The sequence below is a fragment of the Gordonia bronchialis DSM 43247 genome (assembly GCF_000024785.1).
Classification (GTDB): Bacteria; Actinomycetota; Actinomycetes; order Mycobacteriales; family Mycobacteriaceae; genus Gordonia; species Gordonia bronchialis.
This window is the reverse complement of sequence record NC_013441.1, coordinates 2,274,622-2,293,778: the sequence shown is the minus strand read 5'-3', so window position 1 is coordinate 2,293,778 and position 19,157 is coordinate 2,274,622. Positions and strand designations below refer to the sequence as shown.

Genomic DNA, 19,157 nt, shown 5'->3' with positions numbered 1-19,157 from the left:
CCGGGACGATAGAGTCAACACATGCCGCAATCCCGCACGTCGTCGATCACGGCCTCGGCCGGCACCGTGCGACCCGTGACCGAGCTCACCTCGGTCACCCAGGACTACCTGAAAGTGATCTGGACGACGCAGGAATGGGCCGACGTCAAGGTGACCACCAAGATGCTGGCCGAAAAGCTCGCCGTCTCACCGTCGACCGCGTCGGAGGCGATCCGCAAACTCGCCGATCAGGGCCTGGTGTCGCATGAAAAGTACGGCGCGGTCTCGCTCACCGAAGAAGGTCGCACCGCCGCCATCCTGATGGTTCGACGCCACCGGCTGCTCGAGACCTTCCTGGTGCGTGAACTCGGCTACGGGTGGGACGAGGTGCACGACGAGGCCGAAATCCTCGAACACGCGGTATCCGACCGTCTGATGGCACGTCTCGACGCGAAACTCGGCCATCCCGACCGGGATCCGCACGGCGACCCCATCCCGGCGCTCGACGGTTCGGTTCCCAGCCCCGACCTACGACTCCTCTCCGATTTGGACTCCGGCGAATCCGGCAGGGTGGCAAGGATTTCCGACGACGACCCAGAAATGCTCCGATACTTCGACGAGGTGGGCGTGGCACTGGACTGCGAGGTGAGGGTCGCCGAGAAGCGCCCGTTTGCCGGGACCATCTCGATCTCGGTCGACGGGAACCCGTCGATCGATCTGGGCGACATCGCGGCCCGCGCCATCTACCTCGCCGACCCGCGATAGGTCGTCGGTGCGGCAAGCGCCATTACGCAGCGGCCGTGCGTGGATCCACCCATGTGCGGTTTCCGGTGACGGGCGAGAGTGATCGGCATGACAGCTGAGATTCCCCAGTCCCCCACCACCGTCGCCTATTTCATCCAGGCCGCGATCGCCTTCGGCGTCAGCCTGGGCACTGCGATCATCGGGATCCTCTACCTGCCCATCGACGCGTGGCAGCGCGGATTCCTCGGCATCACCTTGTTGTTCCTGACGTCGAGTACGTTCACGCTCGCGAAGGTGGTGCGAGATCGTCAGGAACAGACCACGGTCCGTGCGCGTATCGACGAGGCCCGCGTGGACAAGCTCATGGCCGAGCACGATCCGTTCAACAAGGTCGCCTGACGAGCTGAAAACGACGCGCGCGGGATCCCCCGCGCGGTATCACCGCAGGGTCGCCGGGCGTACCACCATCACCGAACTCGCCCGGCGGCCCTTCTCCTGTACCAGCGCAATGGCCCGCTGAGCGGGGTCGACGACCATGTAGATCCCCTTCATCCCGATCGGGTCGAGCCAGCGTCCCTGACTGATCGACTCGGCCTCGTCGTCGTCGATGTCGCGGTGCGGGAAGGAGATCTTCACCGCCTCGTCGATGTCGAGGCTCACGTGCGGGCGTTCCCGGACCTCGTCGAGGGTCAGGGCGTGCTCGAGGGTGAACGGCCCGACGGCTGTGCGACGCAACGCCGTGAGGTGCCCACCCACACCCAGCTCGGCTCCGAGATCGCGTGCGAGCGAACGGATGTAGGTCCCAGCCGAACAGTCCACCACCACGTCGAGGTCGACGAAGTGCCCGTCGCGGCGGGTGTCGACGACGTCGAATCGCCGCACGGTGACCGGCCGGGCGGCAAGATCGAACTCAGCACCCGTGCGCACCAGAGCGTGTGCGCGGCGACCATCGACCTTGATGGCACTCACCTTGGCGGGTACCTGCTCGATGTCACCGGTCAGGCCGGCGACCACCGAATGGATCTGTTCGTCGGTGACCGCCGACGCGTCGGCGCTCGCGATGATCTCGCCCTCAAGGTCGTCGGTGGTGGTCGCCGCACCCAGCCGAATGGTCGCTTCATACGACTTGGTGGTCAGCGACAGCAGCCCCAACAGTTTTGTGGCCCTCTCGATTCCGATCACGAGGACGCCGGTGGCCATCGGGTCGAGGGTGCCGGCGTGACCGACCCGGCGGGTGTTGAAGATCTTGCGGCATCGTGAGACGACGTCGTGGCTCGTGATACCGGCTTGCTTGTCCACGATGAGCAGACCGGCGTTCTCGATGGACGAATCGGCCATCTCAGACCAGCGCGATCGTCGTCGTGATCAGATCTCGTTCGATGAGCCAGCGACCGGGCAGTTCCAGCAGCGGCGCTCCCCCGTCGGATGCGGCCGGATCGATCAGGATTCGCGAGACAAAGGTGCCCGACGCCGGGCCGGTCTGCTCGAAGGTGATGTGCGCGTCTTCGAATCCGAGCCACCGACCGGTGATCGGGAACCAGGCCTTGTAGGTGGCTTCCTTGGCGCAGAACAGAAGTCGGTCCCAGTGCAGGTCCGACGACCGAGTCGCGAGGACGTCGCGTTCCGCGGGAATGCTGGTGTGTTCGAGGACACCGTCGGGCAGGGTGTCGTGCGGTTCGGCGTCGATGCCGAGGGATCGAACCTGCATCGCGTAGGCGACGACCGCCGCCCGATACCCATCACAGTGGGTGAGGCTCCCGACGATCCCGTTCGGCCACACCGGCGCACCCCTGTCACCACGAAGGATCGGCACCGGCTCGAAGCCCAACTCCCCCAGCGCTTGTCGGGCACAGTGGCGCGCGGTGGTGAACTCCTTGCGACGCTTCTCGACGGCGCGTTCGATCAGGCTGCGCTCGGCGGGCAGGGGTTCGATGCCGGGCGGATCCTCGAAGGCCTCGGCCGTGGCGACCCCCGCGGGCATCAGTTGCTCGATCACGTGCTCTCACCTCCGGTCCGTCGTGCTCGTCGTTCTTCGATGCGGCGCCGGAACTCGGCTGCGCGTTCGGCGTAGTCCGGCGGCAACTCGAATCGGGCGCCGTGTTCGGGAAGGTCGGATTCGCGTAGTCCGTCGTCGGGGATGATCTTGCGCAGCAACGGTTCCGGCAGGCCCCGACGCTTCCACTCACGGGGATAGCCGACCGAGACCTCCTCGAACCGGACGTCGTCGTACCAGGTGGTGCGGGGAATGTGCAGGTGCCCGTAGACGCAGCAGGCCGCGTTGAACCGGGTGTGCCAGTCGGCGGTGAGTTCGCTGCCGCACCAGAGCGCGAACTCCGGGTAGAAGAGCGCATCGGTGGGCTCGCGGCGCAGCGGCCAGTGGTTGATCAGGACGGTCTGCTCGGCCGGGTCGAGCGCTTCGAGCCGCTTGCGCGTGGCCTCGATGCGAGCACGCCCCCAGGCGTCGCGGGTTCCGAACGGCTCCGGGGAGAGCAGGAACTCGTCGGTTGCCACCACGTTGCGTTCCCGGGCCAGCGCGAGCGCGGTCAGCTTGTTCGCGGTGCCCTCGGGCCGGAAGGTGTAGTCGTAGAGCAGGAACATCGGCACGACGCGGACCGGCGGTGTCCCGTCACCGGGATCGAAGCGCGGGTAGATGTCCTCCGGCGTGATGACACCCAGGTCTCGGCACGCCTGCACCAGATAGTCGTAGCGGGCCACCCCGAAGATCTGCAGCGGGTCCTTGGCCGTGGTGTAGAGCTCGTGATTGCCCGGCACCCAGATCACCGTATGGAAGCGGGTACGCAGCCTGCGCAGGGTGTCGATGATGTCGTCGGTGCGTTCGGCCACATCGCCGGCGACGATCAGCCAGTCGTCGGGTGAGGCGGGCCGGATCATGTCGATGATGTGCTCGTTGCCTCGATGCGCGATGTGCAGATCGCTGATCGCCCACAGAGTTGCCACGAGGATCCATCGTGCCAGAACGGGCGCGGGCGCCGGGACCAGGTATCAGTGGATTCGTGTTCGTACTGGTCACGGGGGGCGGTGATCGCCCTCGTCTTCTACGGTGGCGATGTGGTTCGCGCCGGACTCACCGACGCCCAGTTCGCAGCCGAGAAGATGCGGGTACTCGGCCGGTCACCTGAATGACCCGCCAGGACACCTCGAGACGACCCGAGCGCGTCCTGAATCGCCCGCGCGCACGCTGGTGAGTGCGGTCAGGTGGTGCCGACCCCGACCCTGCGCCATCGTCCCGACCGGATCCGCCACGCCACCGTCACCAGCCGGACGAGCATGAACACCACGAGCCCCGACCAGATCCCGGCCAGGCCCCAGTCGAAGGCCAGGGAGAGCCAGATCAGCGGCAGGAAGCCGAGGAGCGCAGCGGCGAGGGTCGCGGTGCGCAGGAAGGCGGCGTCCCCGGCACCCAGCAGCACGCCATCGAGGGCGAAGACGATTCCGGCGATCGGCAGCATCGCGACGAAGAACCACCAGGGCACGCCGATGGCGTCGAGTATCGCGTCGTCGGAGGTGAAGATTCGCGGGATAAGTGTCGCCCCGGCCGCGAAGACCCCGGCCGCGACGGCGGCCGCCACGAGGGACACGACGGTGACCCGGCGGGCCACCGATCCGGCGACGCGGACCGTGCCGGCCCCCAGCGCCGCACCGACGAGTGCCTGCGCGGCGATCGCGAGGGAGTCCAGGAACAGCGACATGAACTCCCATAGCTGCAACACGAGTTGATGGGCGGCGACCTCGGCGACGCCGAACCGCGCGGCGACCGCGGCCGCGGAGATGAAGCAGATCTGGAACGACAGGCTGCGCACGATGAGGTCGCGGGCCATCACCAGTTGCGCGCGGATCACCGACCACTGAGGACGAAGCCAGCCGGTCGCAGACTCGTCGGCCGCCGATTCTCCTGCTGCGGAACGGCTTTCGCGTAGGACGCGGGCGGCGAACAACAGGCCGGTCACCGACTGCCCGATCACGTTGGCGATGGCGCTGCCGGGGAGTCCGAGACGCGGGAACGGACCGACACCATGAACCAACCCGACGACCAGAACCGCCGCAACACTCAGCCCGAGGACCACGTAGATCACCGGCCGACGCGTGTCCTGGACACCACGCATCCAGCCGTTGCCGGCCATCGACAACAGGATGAGCGGTACCCCGAAGACCGCGATGCGCACCCACTCGGCGGCGTCGGCGGCCACCACGCCGGCATCCGGCGACGACGTCCCGACCAGCGCCCGCATCACCGGCGGCGCAAGCGGATAGGCCACCGCGACGATGAGCACGCCCGCCCCGAGTGCGATCCAACTCGCCTGCAGGCCCTCGCGTATCGCGCCCGGGCGGTCACCGGCACCGAACCGCCGCGCCGAACGCGCGGTGGTTCCGTAGGACAGAAAGGTGAGCTGGGTACTGATGATGGACAGAACCAGCGTCGCCACGGCCAGCGCGGCGAGTTCATCACCACCGAGCCGCCCGACGACCGCGAGATCGAGCAGCAGGTAGAGCGGCGGCGCGATGAGTACGGCCAGAGCCGAGACCGTGAGCGTCGCGATCCGTCGAACGCCGGCGTCCAGCTTTCCCGGATCGGAGTCCGACCGGGTGTCGGTCACGGTCGCAGAGACTCCACGAGCCGCGCCACGACCTCGTCGGCGGTTCCCTCATCGCTGTAGCCGGAGGCCTGCCGATGACCGCCCCCACCGTGTGCGCGGGCGATCGGGACGAGGTCGACGATGTCCTTGGATCGCAGGGACACGGTCCACCGGCCCGGCGCGATCTCCTTGAACACCGCGGCCACCTCGGCCTCGACGGCCGTGCGCACGATGTCGACGACGCTCTCCGACTCCGACCAGCTCATTCCGGCCAGCGAGTGCTGGTCGACGACGGCGTAGACAAGTCCCTCACCGTTGCAGGCGGACGGTTCGAGTCGTGCCGACCCGAGCACCTCCGACATCATCCCGAACCAGGCGAAGGGGTGGGTGTCGAACAGTGCCCGACTCCACCGCCGGGCGTCGACCCCGGTGTCGAGCAGCCGCGCGGCGATCCGAAACGATTCCGGCCGAGCCCATTTGAACGATCCGGTGTCGGTGGTCAACCCCGCGTAGAGACAGGTCGCGACGTCCACGTCGAGGTCGACGCGCAGGCCGTCGAGGACCTGCAGCACGAGGGTTGCGGTGCAATCCGCATGGGGGTCGATGAAGTCCAGATCACCGAACCCCACGTTCGACGCGTGATGGTCGATGGTGATGGTCTTGCGCGCGGACCCGAACACCGACGCCAGCGACTCCAACCGGTCCACGGTGGCCGCGTCCACCGACACCACCACCGGATGACCACGCACCTCGCTCTCACCGACGAGCAGCTTGCGTCCCGGCAATTCGCCGAGGACCGCAGGCAACGCCTCGTTGCCGGGGTAGGCGACCTCGACGTCGGTGCCCATCCGATCGAGCGCGAGTCCGAGTGCGAGTCCACTGCCGATCGTGTCCGCGTCCGGGCGCACGTGACACAGGATCGTCACAGCGCTGGCCGCGGACAATTCGGCGGCGATGGCCGCGGCGGTGGAGGCAGTCACTCGTCGTTACCGCCCTCGGCCCCCTCGGGCGCACGGTAGGGGTCGGGCTCCCCCGCCGGCTGGGCGTCACGCGCCTGCCGGGCGACGAGTTCGTCGCTGGCGCGTGCACGAGCAACGAGTTCTTCCATCTGCCGTGCCGCGTCGGGAACGGTGTCGAGGACGAATCGCAGCGTCGGCGTGAACCGCACGCCGGTGCCCGCGCCGACCTTGGAACGCAGGACGCCGGTCGCCTTGGCCAATCCGGCCGCCGCTGCCTCGAAATCCGGTTCGGTGTCCAGGGATTCGCCCATCACCGTGTAGTACAGGGTGGCGTCGTGCAGGTCTCCCGTGACCTTCGCGTCGGTGATCGTCACATAGGCCAGCCGCGGGTCCTTGATCTCGTGGGCGATCGCCGTGGCGACGATCGACGAGATCCGTTTGGCCAGGCGCTGTGCCCTCGCCGGATCAGCCATGTCCTTGTCCTTCCTGGCGGTGCCGCTCGCCGAGCCTACGCCCGCGCGGCGCACACGAATGTGTCAAAAAGTACTCCCCTTCCCGACGCGGTGCGGCCGGTTGGCACGCCCGCGCCGGGAAGGGGAGTCAGCGCGTTGTGATCAGTCGCGCGGCTTCTCGCGGAGCTCGTAGGTCTCGATGACGTCGTCGATCTTGATGTCCGAATACGTCAGGGTGAGACCACATTCGTAACCTTCGCGAACCTCGGTGACGTCGTCCTTCTCGCGCCGGAGCGACGAGACGGTGACGTTCTCGGCGACCACGACGTTGTCGCGGAGCAGCCGTGCCTTGGCGTTGCGCTTCATGATCCCGGACTGGACCAGGCAGCCGGCGATGTTGCCGACCTTCGACGACTTGAAGATCGCCCGGATCTCGGCACGGCCGAGCTCGACCTCCTCGTAGATCGGCTTGAGCAGACCCTTGAGCGCTGCCTCCACCTCGTCGATCGCCTGGTAGATGACCGAGTAGTACCGGATCTCCACGCCTTCGCGATTGGCCAGCTCGGTGGCCTTGCCCTCCGCGCGCACGTTGAAGCCGATGATGATCGCATCCGAGGCCGCCGCCAGGTTGACGTCGGTTTCGGTGACGCCACCGACACCGCGACCGATGACGCGCAACTGCACCTCGTCGTCGATTTCGATGCCGAGCAGCGACTCCTCGAGCGCCTCGACGGTACCGGCATTGTCACCCTTGAGGATCAGGTTGAGCTGGCTCGTCTCCTTGAGCGCCGAATCCAGGTCCTCGAGGCTGATGCGCTTGCGGCTGCGTGCGGCCAGCGCGTTGCGCTTGCGCGCGTTGCGCCGGTCGGCGATCTGCCGGGCGGTGCGGTCCTCCTCGACGACGAGCAGGTTGTCACCCGCGCCGGGCACCGACGTGAAGCCGATGACCTGCACCGGACGCGACGGCAGTGCCTCGGGCACGTCGTCGCCGTGCTCGTCGACCATGCGCCGGACGCGTCCGTAGGCGTCGCCCGCGACGATCGAGTCGCCGACCTTCAGCGTTCCGCGCTGCACCAGCACGGTGGCCACCGGGCCACGGCCGCGGTCGAGGTGGGCCTCGATGGCCACACCCTGGGCGTCCATGTCCGGGTTGGCCCGCAGATCCAGTGATGCGTCGGCGGTCAGCAGCACGGCCTCGAGCAGCGCATCGATGTTGGTGCCCTGCTTGGCCGAGATGTCGACGAACATGGCCTCGCCGCCGTACTCCTCGGGGATCAGGCCGTACTCGGTGAGCTGACCGCGAATCTTCTGCGGGTCGGCGCCTTCCTTGTCGATCTTGTTGACCGCCACCACGATCGGCACATCCGCTGCCTGCGCGTGGTTGATGGCCTCCACCGTCTGCGGCATGACGCCGTCGTCGGCGGCGACCACCAGGATCGCGATGTCGGTGGCCTTGGCACCACGGGCACGCATGGCGGTGAACGCCTCGTGACCCGGGGTGTCGATGAAGGTGATCAGGCGATCCTCACCGTTGAGGTGGGTGTTCACCTGGTAGGCACCGATGTGCTGGGTGATGCCGCCGGCCTCACCCTCGCGGACGTTCTCCTTACGGATGGTGTCGAGCAGTCGGGTCTTACCGTGATCGACGTGACCCATGACGGTCACCACCGGCGGACGCTGCTCGAGGTCTTCCTCGTCGCCCTCGTCTTCGCCGTAGGACAGATCGAAGCTCTCGAGCAGCTCACGATCCTCGTCTTCGGGGCTGACGACCTGCACGGAGTAGTTCATCTCCGAGCCGAGCAGCTCGAGCGTCTCGTCGTTCACCGACTCGGTGGCCGTGACCATCTCGCCGAGGTTGAACAACGCCTGGACCAGCGATGCCGGGTTGGCATCGATCTTCTCCGCGAAGTCCGACAGGGACGCACCGCGCGCGAGCCGGATGGTCTCGCCGTTGCCGCGCGGCAGACGGACACCGCCGACGGCGGGCGCCTGCATCGAGTCGTATTCCTGACGCTTCTGGCGCTTGGATTTGCGGCCCTTGCGGGGCGCACCACCCGGACGACCGAAGGCACCTGCAGCGCCACCGCGACCGCGGCCACCGCCGCCACCACCGGGACGTCCGCGGAAGCCACCGGCGGGAGGTCCGCCCGGAGCTCCACCGGGTGCACCGCCACCGCGGTAACCGCCGCCTCCGCCGCCACGACCGCCACCCGGTCCGCCGCGACCGGGACGACCGGCATCGGGACGTGCGGCACGGCTGGGCATCGCGCCCGGGTTGGGGCGCGGTGGCATGCTGCCGGGGCTGGGGCGAGGCCCACCCTGACCTGGGGCGCCGCGTCCCGCAGCGGGTCGCGGACCGCCCTGACCGGGCGCGGGACGGCCGCCGCCGGGGCGGGGTCCGCCCTGGCCGGGGCCGGGACGGGGTGCCGGACGCGGCGCGGGAGCCGGAGCCGACGAGTAGGGATTGTTGCCGACGCGAGGTGCGCGCGGACCCGGCTTGGGGCCGGGGCGCGGACCCGGAGCGGCACCGCCGGCCGGTTTGGCCGTCGGCGCCGGAGCCGCCTGGGCGGCCGGTGCACTGGCCGGGGTCGCCTCGGCAGCCGCCGGGGCGGGAGCCGCAGGGGCCGGGGCGGCCGGAGCCGGTGCCGGCGTGGGGGCCGGTGCCTCGGCAACCGGTGCGGGCTTGGGTGCGCCGGGTTTGGGACCGGGAGCCGGACGCGCCGACGCGCCGGGCTTGGGTGCGGAGCCGGTGGCACGTGGGCCGGGCTTGGCTCCGGATGGGGACGGCTGACCGCCGTCTTTGGGGGAACCCCCGTCTTTCTGGGGGAAGGATTCGCGGAGTCGACGGGCCACGGGGGCCTCCACTGTCGACGACGCTGATTTGACGAATTCGCCCTGTTCCTTCAGCCGCTCGAGCACCTGCTTGCTCGTCACGCCGAGTTCTTTGGCCAATTCATGCACGCGGGCCTTGCCTGCCACTGCTCTCCTCACTTGGAGGTCGAGCGGGCTGCCCGCTACGACCTCGGTTTACGTCCGAAACGTGCTCATCGTGGAGACTTCACGGTGTGCTCATGTCTTCTGCTACCTGTTCCGGCTCCGGGCGGAGCCTTCTGTGTCGGTGACCACGCCGAGCTGTTCGGTGAGGTCGCTCGGGTCCACGGCCAGGCCGTGCACCCGAAGTGCCGGAGCAAACGCTCTGCGTCGCATCGCCGCGGACACGCAGTCCGCGCGGGGATGCAACCAGGCGCCACGTCCCGGCATGGTCTTCGCTGGATCGACCACGATCACCGGCGAGTCGTCACGTACTTCCGCAACGATCCGGACCAGTTCCGAGGCCTGCGCCCGCTGCCGGCATCCGATACATGTCCGGACGGGCCCGCGGCGGGCGGGACGATCATGTCGGTCGGCACCGGGTGGTGCCGACGACTTTCGCTGAACCATCGATCAGTCTAGCCTGCATCGGTCCGTCCGGGACAATCGGCCGTCACCGCGCTTGTGCGGCCACGTCGGACTCCGGCGCGGGATCGGCGTCGGACCGGATGTCGATACGCCACCCGGTGAGTCGGGCGGCGAGGCGGGCGTTCTGCCCTTCCTTGCCGATCGCCAGCGACAACTGGTAGTCGGGGACCACCACGCGGGCGGCCTTGGCGGTCGGGTCGACCACACTGACGGACACAACCTTCGCGGGCGAGAGTGCATTCCCGACGAAGACGGCCGGATCGGTGTCGAAGTCGATGATGTCGATCTTCTCCCCCGCCAGCTCGCTCATCACATTGCGGACGCGCTGTCCCATCGGGCCGATGCACGCGCCCTTCGCATTGAGTCCGGCCACCCCGGTATGGACCGCGATCTTGGACCGGTGTCCGGCCTCACGCGCGACGGCCACGATCTCGACCGACCCGTCCTCGATCTCGGGCACCTCGAGCGAGAACAGTTTGCGGACGAGGTTCGGGTGGGTTCGCGACAGCGTGATCTGCGGGCCGCGGGCCCCGCGGGAGACACCGACCACGTAGCACTTGATGCGGTCGCCGTGGGTGTAGCTCTCCCCTGGGACCTGCTCGGCGGGCGGGATGATTCCCTCGGTGCTGTTGGCGTCACTGCCGATCTGCACCACGATCATCCCGCGCGCATTGGCCCGGGCGTCCTGCTGGACCACGCCGCCGACGATCTCGCCCTCGTGGGTCACCAGGTCGCCGAAGTTCTTCTCGTTTTCCGCGTCGCGCAGGCGCTGCAGGATGACCTGGCGGGCGGTGGTCGCGGCGATGCGCCCGAAGCCTTCCGGCGTGTCGTCCCACTCGTGCACGACGTCGCCGTTGTCGTCGAGTTCCTGAGCCATCACGCGCACGGCACCGGTCTTGCGGTTCACATCGATGCGGGCGTGGGGCGCAAATCCCTCGGTGTGCCGGTAGGCCGTCAGCAGGGCCGTCTCGATCGCGGTGATGACGGTGTCGATCGAGATTCCCTTGTCGGCCTCGATCATCCGAAGGGCGTTGATGTCGATGTTCATGCGGGCTGCGCTCCTATTCACTTGTCGGCTGTCGTATTCATTTGTGTCGCATGGTCAGGTGTGTCGCTTGGGTCCGGTCGGTCTCGCCTAGTGTCCGGCGTCGGCGCGGCGGGCGGCGATCTCGTCGGGACCGAGGCCGCACATCTCGAGTTCCGCGACGCTCGGGCGGGAGAACTCCACCTGAACCACGGCCCGCGTCACCGAGTCGAAGCCGACCGTCTCGACGGCGAGGCGGCCCTTGTGGTTGACGACGATCGCGACGTCGTCCCCGGATACCTGCCCGACGCGCCCGACGACGGCGTCTGACCCGTCGCGCTCGATCCGGACCCGGCGTCCGAGTGCCCGGCGCCAGTGGCGTGGTGCGGTGAGCGGGCGGTCGATCCCGGGTGAGGTGACCTCGAGTGTGTAGGCGGCGTCGGCAAGCGCGGGTACGGCGTCGAGCACCTCACCGATCTCGGTGCTCAGTTCGGCGAGGACGTCGAGGTCGCTTCCCCCGTCACGGTCGACGACGACCGAGAACTCATCGCGCCCGTCACGGCGCCGGACGACCACGTCCTCGAGGTCGAAACCCCGGTCGGTGACCACCTTTTCGACGAGGTCGTTCAGTTCGGGCGAACCGATCGGCATGTCACTCTCCTCGTCTTCACTTGTGGGTCCTGCGGCGTGCGCTCGTCGGTTGTGGACACTGCCGGTCGCGGCGGTCGGCCACAACGCTGGATCACATCGTAGTGGATTCACCCGGCGCCGGTGACCATCGTGCAACTGGCATCATGTGTCGGGTGAGACAAGCCCTCAGCCGACGAGCCGTCCTACGCGGCGGTCTCGCCGTGACCGCCGGTGTTGCGCTGGCCGGTGTGTCCGCCTGCGGTGACGACGGGCCGGACCCACAGCAGCTGACCGCGCAGGCACTGATTCCGTTGGCGCGCACCGCACTCGCCGACGAGACCACCGCGCGCGGGATGACGGCCACCAACCCCACCTACTCCGCGGCGCTGACCGTGGTCGCCGATCAGCGTGGCGCGCATGCCCGGGCCCTGCGCGAGGAGATCACCCGGTTACACCGCGACACCGCGGCTCAGCTGGACACACCGGCCTCGGGGAGCGTCACGCCGGCACCGGGCGGCGGCGATCCGACCTCGACGATGTCGGTCGACGGACTGCGTGGCCAGCTGCGCGCCTCCGCGCGTCAGGCCCGGGACACGGCGGTGGCGCACAGCGGGTATCCGGCGGGTCTCGCCGGCGCGGTCAGTGCGTCGGTGACATCGATGATCGAGGTGCAGTTGTCGTGAGCGAGACGTCCGATGCCCGCAACGCCGTCGCGGATGCGGAGAACGCGGCGATCTTCACCTATGGCGTCATCAGCGCCTATGTGTCGGCCGCCAGGCGCTCCACGATCGCCGATCAACTTGCCGCACACCGCGCACGACGCGACGAGATCAACGCGGCCATCGTGGCCGCAGGTGACACGCCGCCGCCGGCCGCGGCCGGCTACACCCTGCCGGTCAACGTGACCGATCCGGTGTCGTCGGCGCGGGCTGCGCTCGCGGCCGAGACCGACTGCGCCGTCGCCTACCGATCGCTCATCGAACGCGGGGACTCCGCGGCGCTGCGCGGCACCGGTGTCGACGGACTGACCGAGTCGGCCGGGCGGATCGCGTACTGGCGGGCCGCACTCAACATGTCGCCGGTGACGCTGGCCTTTCCGGGCAGCCGCACGCGCTGACCCGCTTCCGCGTCACCTGGTTGACGCGGTTGACGGAGGCGAGTGAGACGGTGCCGCGTCTCAGCCGCGGGTCGCCGCGACGATCGCGTCGACGGCACTGTCCACGGCCACCTCGGTGGTCTCGCCGGTGAAGCGGTCGCGAATCTCGATGGTGCCGTTGGCATATCCGCGTCCCACCACGACGACGGTGGGCATGCCGAGGAGTTCGGCGTCCTTGAACTTCACCCCGGGTGACGCCTTGCGGTCGTCGAGCAGCACCGACACGCCGGCGGCATCGAGGTCCTCGGCGAGTTCGCCCGCACCGGTGACGGCGGCGTCGTCCTTGTTCGCGATCACCAGGTGCACGGCGAACGGGGCCACCTCGCGCGGCCACCGCAGGCCCTTGTCGTCGTGGCACTGCTCGGCGATGACCGCCACCAGTCGGGACACCCCGACCCCGTAGGACCCCATCGTCAGACGTACCGGTTTGCCGCTCTCACCGAGGACGTCCACCTCGAAGGCGTCGGTGTACTTCTGGCCGAGCTGGAAGATGTGGCCGATCTCGATTCCCTTGGCGGACACCAGCGGACCCTTGCCGTCCGGCGACGGGTCGCCGTCGCGAACCTCGGCTGCCTCGATGGTGCCGTCGGGCGTGAAATCGCGACCGGCGACGAGGTTCACGACATGTTTGCCGGGTTCGTCGGCACCGGTGATCCACGATGTGCCGTCGACGACCCGCGGGTCGACGAGGTAGCGAACCCCGTTGTCCTGCAATCCCTTCGGTCCGATGTAACCCTTGACGAGGAAGGGGTTGGCGGCGAAGTCGGCCTCGGTGAGCAACTCCACCTCGGCGGGTTCGACGGACGCCTCGAGGCGTTTGAAATCCACTTCCCGGTCACCGGGGACACCTACACCGAGCAGTTCCCAGTCGCCACCCGGTTCACGCACCTTCACCAGCACGTTCTTCAGCGTGTCCGCGCCGGTGAACTCGCCGTCCAGAGCATCGTTGGCCCAGGCGACCAGCGTGTCGATGGTCGGCGTGTCACCGGTGTCGTAGGTCGTCGCCACGGGCAGTCCGTCGAACGGGATCGGTTCGGGCGCAGGCGTGATGACCGCCTCCACGTTCGCCGCGTACCCCGATTCCAGGCACCGCACAAAGGTGTCCTCGCCGACCTCGCTCTCGGCCAGGAACTCCTCGGACGCGCTGCCGCCCATCGCGCCGGAGGTGGCGGCGACGATCACGTACTTCACGCCGAGCCGTGCGAAGAGTCGCTGGTAGGCCTCGCGGTGCGCCTGATAGGAGACCTTGAGTCCGTCGTCGTCGAGGTCGAAGGAGTAGGCGTCCTTCATCACGAACTCACGTCCGCGCAGAATCCCGGCCCGTGGGCGTTCCTCGTCGCGGTACTTCGTCTGAATCTGATACAGGATGACCGGCAGGTCCTTGTACGACGAGTACTCACCCTTCACCAGGTTGGCGAACAGCTCCTCGTGGGTCGGGCCGAGCAACATGTCGGCACCCTTGCGGTCCTTGAGACGGAACAGGGCGTCGCCGTATTCGGTCCAGCGGCCGGTGGTCTCATACGGGTCGCGCGGCAGCAGCGCCGGCAGCAGGATTTCCTGCGCACCGATGGCGTCCATCTCCTCGCGCACCACGTTCTCGATCGCCTTGAGCACCCGCAGTCCCAGCGGCAGCCAGGTGTACACCCCAGGCGCGGCGCGGCGCACGTAACCGCCGCGGACCAGCAGCTTGTGGCTGGGTACCTCGGCATCAGCCGGGTCGTCGCGCAGGGTCCGCAGAAACAGGGTCGACATGCGTGTGATCACGACTGTGGAGTCTAGTGGCCTGTCTCAGAAGGAGGTGACCGGTATCCGGTGGAGCGACCGGCGCATATTTCTGCGACGGACCACTGGCTAGGGTGGTGCGGTGCTCGTCATCCTCCCTCCCTCCGAGACCAAGTCCGACGGCGGGCGTGGTGCCCCACTGGACCTCGACACCCTCTCGTTCACCGAACTGAACCCGATCCGCAAGCGCCTCGGTGAGGCCATCGTCGAGTTGGCCACCGATCTGGACGCCAGTCGCGCCGCCCTGGGACTCGGGGTCACGCAGCTCGCCGAGATCGACCGCAACGCCGACCTCTGGCTCGCCCCAACCCGGCCGGCCGTCGAGCGCTACACCGGCGTGCTCTACGACGCCCTCGACCACGCCTCGCTGACCCGGGCGGCCAAGAGCAAGGCGGCCGATCGTCTGGCCATCGGGTCGGCGCTCTTCGGGGTGGTGCGGGCAGGCGACATGATTCCCGCCTATCGGCTCTCTGGCGGCTCCAAGCTGCCGGCGATGCCAACGCTGACCTCGGTGTGGAAACCGGAGCTGTCCGATGCGCTCGACGCCGTCGACGACTTCGTCGTGGATCTCCGTTCCGGCGCCTACCTCCAGCTCGGCCCGGTGCGTGGTGCGGTGACCGCGACGGTGATGACCGAGCAACCCGACGGCACGCGAAAAGTGGTGAGCCACTTCAACAAGCACCACAAAGGACTCGTTGCCCGCGAACTCGTCCGCACCCGACGCAACGTTCGTGACGTCAACGGTCTGGCGGCGGTGCTCACCGACGCCGGCCAGCGGGTGGAGATCGTGCGCGACGACCAGATAGTCGTTCTCACCGAAGCCTGAGACCGCTCCCACGACGGCTACGCTGGGCACCGTGCTGGTCTGGATCAACGGGGCGTTCGGCGCCGGTAAGACACACACCGCATTCGAACTGCACAGACGCGTGCACACATCACACGTCGCCGACCCAGAACTCATCGGCTTCGGCATCCACAAGATGCTGCCTGCGTCGGCGCGTGGCGACTTCCAGGACCGCCCGCAGTGGCGTAGCGCAGTTGTCGCGACCCTCACCGACGCGGTGTCGGTGTCGGACGGGCCGGTCATCGTGCCGATGACCTTGGTGAAACCGGCCTACTTCGACGAGGTCATGGCCGGGTTGGCGGCATCCGGCGTCGACGTCCGGCATTACGCGCTGACCGCGTCGCCCGACACGTTGCGGCGACGATTGTCGGTACGCAGCGGCCATCTGGCCGCCCGGATGACCGGCCGATCGGAATCGTGGGCGATGGCACAGATCGACCGGTGTGTCTCGGCACTTGCCACCGATCGTTTCGCCACCCACATCGACACCGACGACCTCTCCGTCCACGAGGTGGTCGAGACGATCGCCCGCGACGCCGGACTCACCCTGACGTCCGGACGACTTCGGCCTGCCCGATACGAGCTGCGTCGCCTTGCCGTCGGGCTACGGCACGTCCGGATGTGAGGGCCGCACCGGCCACCGGCCCGGCGGCGGTCAGCAGACAGGACGATTCAGCGATGTTGTCCGGGATCGGCGTCGAGTCCGGCGTCGGCGGCCTCCTGGGCGGCCTGGCCCTCGGCGACCTGTTCCGGGGTGAAGCGCATGAACATCACCACGACCGCGGCGAGCACGGCGATCCCGGCGCAGCAGGCGAAGGCGAGACCGTAGCCGTCGGCCTGCGCGGCCAGCTGTGCGGGATTCATGTCTTCCACCGGGCCGGTGGTGCCACCCTGCGAAAGGGCGCGTGAGGTCACCATGGCGCCCACCGCGACGAGGCCGATGGCGCCACCGAGGTTCTGGGCAACCTGAGCCAGCGCGGTCAGCGGACCGATCTCGTTGGGTCCCACCCCCGCCACCACCGACAGCGTCAACGGGATGACGGCCAGGCCGACGCCGAACCCGATGACCACGACCGGCAGCGCGATGTTCGGGAAGTACCCGGGCATGTCGGTGGCGATCGACGCCGCGTACAGACACCCGGCGAGGATGACCGCCCCGCCGGTCAGCACCAGCCAGCGCGGCTGGATCATCAGCGACACCTTGGAGGCGATGGCGGCGGCGATCCCGAGCCCGAAGGCGAACGGCACCACGGCCAGACCGCTCTGGATGGGTGAGTACTTGAGAATGCCCTGCAGGTACAGCGATATGAACACCGCCATACACATCATGATCATGCTGGCCAGCAGGATGGCCACCAGCGCGGCGACCCGACTGGTGTTGTCGAACAGAGAGAATGGGAGGATCGGGTTGGCCGCGCGCCGTTCGACGACGACGAAGGCGATCAGCGCGAGGGCACCGAGCACGAACGAACCGACCACGATCGGCCGTCCCCAGCCGTTGGGGCCCTCGTTGACGGCCAGGACCAGCAGCGTGCACCCGAGCGTGCCGAGGACCGCGCCCGGGATGTCCAGCGACAGCCGCTCACCCTGCGCCTCACGCAGCACCAGCATCGCGCCGAAGGCGACGATGATGCCGATCGGGACGTTGATGAGGAACACCAGCCGCCACGACACCTCGGTCAGGACGCCTCCGAGGATGAGTCCGGCCACCGACCCGACACCGGTCATCGCGGCGTAGATCGCGAACGCCTGACTGCGCGGCTTGCCGGGTGCGAAGGTGGTCGCCACCAGCGCCATCGCAGTCGGCGCGGCGATTGCCGCCGATGCGCCCTGCAGGGCGCGTCCGACGATGAGCATCGCCTCGTTCTGCGCGACCCCGCAGAGCAGCGAGGTAAGGGTGAACGCCCACACGCCGACGATGAACATGCGTTTGCGGCCGAAGGTGTCGCCGAGACGCCCACCGAGCAGCATGAGGCCGCCGAAGGCGAGAACATAGCTGCTGATGATCCAGTTGGCGCCGGCCTCCGACAGCGAGAGGGCCTCCCGGATGCGCGGGAGGGCGAGCGCCGCGACCGTGCCGTCGAGCACCATGAGCAACTGCATCCCGGACAGCACGAGGATCGCGGGACCGAACACTTTGCGGTACTCCGGGCCAGCCGTGGGCGCGTGATGCTGCCACGTTCCGGATGTCGCCATAACGGACGACGCTACCGGGCGACGGCGGTCATATGCCAATCCTCATTGTTCTGATCGCTTGTTCCACTGCGTGCCTATCCGGGGGTCAGCCGGCGGCGTCGGTGAAGCCGGCGACCTCGCCGATGACGACGATGGCCGGCGGCCGCAGTCCTTCCTGCGCGGCAACCTCGCCGGCGTGCGCGAGATCGGTGCGCAACACCCGCTGGGTGGGCAGTGAGCCGTTCTCGATCATCGCGACCGGCGTGGCGGGCGGACGTCCGCCGTCGAGGAGGGCGTCGGCGAACACCTCGACCCGCTCGACCGCCATCATCAGCACCAGCGTCCCGCGCAGCTTGGCCAGCGCCGCCCAGTCGATGAGTGAATCGGGATGTCCGGGCGGTACGTGTCCCGACGCGATGACCACCTCGTGGGTGACCCCGCGATGGGTGACCGGGATACCGGCCGAGGCAGGCGCCGCGATCGAGCTGCTGATCCCGGGCACCACGGTGACCGGCACACCGGCGGCCACGCAGGCCTGCAGTTCCTCGAAGCCGCGGCCGTAGACATAGGGGTCGCCGCCCTTGAGTCGGACGACGAATTTGCCCTCCCGCGCCTTGGCCACCAGGACGTCGTTGATGGCCTCTTGCTTCATCGCCCGCCCGTAGGGCACCTTCGCAGCATCGATGATCTCGACCTGCGGTCCCAGGGCCGCGAGCAACTCCGGCGGGGCCAGCCGGTCGGCGACGACGACATCGGCGTCGGCGAGCAGACGTTGGCCGCGGACCGTGATGAGGTCGGGGTCGCCGGGTCCACCACCGACCAGCGCCACCCCGGCGGGACGGCGGGTGTCGTCCTCAACGGTCAATGAACCGTCGGCGAGGGCCCGCGAGATGGCCGCGCGCAGAGCGGCCGAGAGCCGGTGATCGCCGCCGGCCAGCACTCCGAACCGGACGTCGCGGTGCCGCCCGGACGCCGGGGTGACCGCGGTGCCGAACCGGGCGTCGTCGGCGCGGACGCAGAAGGTGTGCCGGCGCTCGGCCTCGGCGACCACCGCCGCGTTCACCGCGGGATCGTCCGTGCAGGCCATCGCATACCAGGCACCGTCGAGGTCACCGTCGGCGTAGGCACGCTGATGTACGTGCACACCGGCGAAGGATTCGACGGCCGGCGTCGGGTCGATCGCGATGACGTGGACCTGCGCACCCGAGGACACCAGGTTCGGCAGGCGGCGCTGCGCCACCGACCCGCCACCGACTACCACGACCTTGCGTCCGGCCAGGTCGAGACCGACGAGATAGTGGCCTTCTCCGGCGGCGAATCCCGCGTTCACAGGCGGTGTCTCAGGCATACGGAGACCT

General features: G+C 68.5%; 19 protein-coding genes. 6 read left to right on the top strand and 13 right to left on the bottom strand.

Annotated elements, in window-relative coordinates:
• Positions 1-21 precede the first annotated feature (21 nt).
• Positions 22-744, top strand: a complete 723-nt coding sequence (locus tag GBRO_RS10715) for a metal-dependent transcriptional regulator (protein ID WP_012833966.1) — start codon at positions 22-24, stop codon at positions 742-744.
• 87 nt (positions 745-831) lie between these two features.
• On the top strand, positions 832-1,122 hold the full coding sequence (locus GBRO_RS10710) for a YiaA/YiaB family inner membrane protein (protein ID WP_012833965.1): 291 nt from the start codon (positions 832-834) through the stop codon (positions 1,120-1,122).
• A gap of 39 nt (positions 1,123-1,161) precedes the next feature.
• On the opposite strand, the gene truB is transcribed toward GBRO_RS10710, so the two are convergent.
• The 10 genes from truB to rimP form a co-directional block, all read right to left on the bottom strand.
• On the bottom strand, positions 1,162-2,061 hold the full coding sequence (truB, locus tag GBRO_RS10705; RefSeq protein ID WP_012833964.1) for a tRNA pseudouridine(55) synthase TruB: 900 nt from the start codon (positions 2,059-2,061) through the stop codon (positions 1,162-1,164).
• Between the two features lies 1 nt (position 2,062).
• Positions 2,063-2,719 carry a 4'-phosphopantetheinyl transferase family protein gene (locus tag GBRO_RS10700; RefSeq protein WP_012833963.1) on the bottom strand — a complete coding sequence of 219 codons (657 nt, stop codon included), beginning with the start codon at positions 2,717-2,719 and terminating at the stop codon, positions 2,063-2,065.
• Complete coding sequence (locus GBRO_RS10695) at positions 2,716-3,681, bottom strand: metallophosphoesterase family protein (protein WP_012833962.1); 966 nt, start codon at positions 3,679-3,681, stop codon at positions 2,716-2,718. Before GBRO_RS10695 ends, GBRO_RS10700 begins: the two co-directional genes overlap by 4 nt.
• Positions 3,682-3,935: 254 nt before the next feature.
• On the bottom strand, positions 3,936-5,339 hold the full coding sequence (locus tag GBRO_RS10690) for an MATE family efflux transporter (RefSeq protein WP_012833961.1): 1,404 nt from the start codon (positions 5,337-5,339) through the stop codon (positions 3,936-3,938).
• Positions 5,336-6,298, bottom strand: coding sequence for a DHH family phosphoesterase (locus tag GBRO_RS10685; protein ID WP_012833960.1), 963 nt, complete (start codon positions 6,296-6,298; stop codon positions 5,336-5,338). Before GBRO_RS10685 ends, GBRO_RS10690 begins: the two co-directional genes overlap by 4 nt.
• Positions 6,295-6,750 (bottom strand): 30S ribosome-binding factor RbfA, encoded by a 456-nt coding sequence (rbfA, locus tag GBRO_RS10680; protein ID WP_012833959.1) that lies wholly within the window; start codon positions 6,748-6,750, stop codon positions 6,295-6,297. Before rbfA ends, GBRO_RS10685 begins: the two co-directional genes overlap by 4 nt.
• A 141-nt stretch (positions 6,751-6,891) precedes the next feature.
• Entirely contained in the window at positions 6,892-9,708 is a 2,817-nt protein-coding gene (gene infB, locus GBRO_RS10675; RefSeq protein ID WP_012833958.1) for a translation initiation factor IF-2, read from the bottom strand.
• Positions 9,709-9,810: 102 nt separating this feature from the next.
• Positions 9,811-10,170 (bottom strand): YlxR family protein, encoded by a 360-nt coding sequence (locus GBRO_RS10670; RefSeq protein WP_083775571.1) that lies wholly within the window; start codon positions 10,168-10,170, stop codon positions 9,811-9,813.
• 43 nt (positions 10,171-10,213) lie between these two features.
• Positions 10,214-11,236 carry a transcription termination factor NusA gene (gene nusA, locus GBRO_RS10665; RefSeq protein ID WP_012833957.1) on the bottom strand — a complete coding sequence of 341 codons (1,023 nt, stop codon included), beginning with the start codon at positions 11,234-11,236 and terminating at the stop codon, positions 10,214-10,216.
• Positions 11,237-11,323: 87 nt separating this feature from the next.
• Entirely contained in the window at positions 11,324-11,863 is a 540-nt protein-coding gene (gene rimP, locus GBRO_RS10660; protein ID WP_012833956.1) for a ribosome maturation factor RimP, read from the bottom strand.
• 143 nt (positions 11,864-12,006) lie between these two features.
• Between rimP and GBRO_RS10655 the strand changes: the two genes are divergently transcribed.
• Together GBRO_RS10655 and GBRO_RS10650 are read left to right on the top strand one after the other, a co-directional pair.
• Entirely contained in the window at positions 12,007-12,525 is a 519-nt protein-coding gene (locus GBRO_RS10655) for a hypothetical protein (protein WP_012833955.1), read from the top strand.
• Positions 12,522-12,959: a ferritin-like domain-containing protein gene (locus tag GBRO_RS10650; RefSeq protein ID WP_012833954.1), complete on the top strand. Its 438-nt coding sequence runs from the start codon at positions 12,522-12,524 to the stop codon at positions 12,957-12,959. The genes GBRO_RS10655 and GBRO_RS10650 overlap by 4 nt, the downstream gene beginning before the upstream one ends.
• 60 nt (positions 12,960-13,019) lie before the next feature.
• Here the strand turns inward: GBRO_RS10650 and GBRO_RS10645 are convergent, their stop codons facing one another.
• Entirely contained in the window at positions 13,020-14,750 is a 1,731-nt protein-coding gene (locus GBRO_RS10645; protein WP_012833953.1) for a proline--tRNA ligase, read from the bottom strand.
• Between the two features lie 112 nt (positions 14,751-14,862).
• Between GBRO_RS10645 and yaaA the strand changes: the two genes are divergently transcribed.
• Together yaaA and GBRO_RS10635 are read left to right on the top strand one after the other, a co-directional pair.
• Entirely contained in the window at positions 14,863-15,606 is a 744-nt protein-coding gene (gene yaaA, locus GBRO_RS10640; protein ID WP_012833952.1) for a peroxide stress protein YaaA, read from the top strand.
• Positions 15,607-15,637: 31 nt separating this feature from the next.
• Complete coding sequence (locus GBRO_RS10635; RefSeq protein ID WP_012833951.1) at positions 15,638-16,249, top strand: AAA family ATPase; 612 nt, start codon at positions 15,638-15,640, stop codon at positions 16,247-16,249.
• A 47-nt stretch (positions 16,250-16,296) separates the two neighbouring features.
• On the opposite strand, the gene GBRO_RS10630 is transcribed toward GBRO_RS10635, so the two are convergent.
• Both GBRO_RS10630 and cobA read right to left on the bottom strand, forming a co-directional pair.
• A complete protein-coding gene (locus GBRO_RS10630) occupies positions 16,297-17,820 on the bottom strand; it encodes a DHA2 family efflux MFS transporter permease subunit (protein ID WP_052298259.1) in 1,524 nt (507 codons plus the stop codon).
• An 85-nt stretch (positions 17,821-17,905) separates the two neighbouring features.
• Positions 17,906-19,147, bottom strand: coding sequence for a uroporphyrinogen-III C-methyltransferase (gene cobA / locus GBRO_RS10625; RefSeq protein ID WP_012833949.1), 1,242 nt, complete (start codon positions 19,145-19,147; stop codon positions 17,906-17,908).
• Positions 19,148-19,157 lie beyond the last annotated feature (10 nt).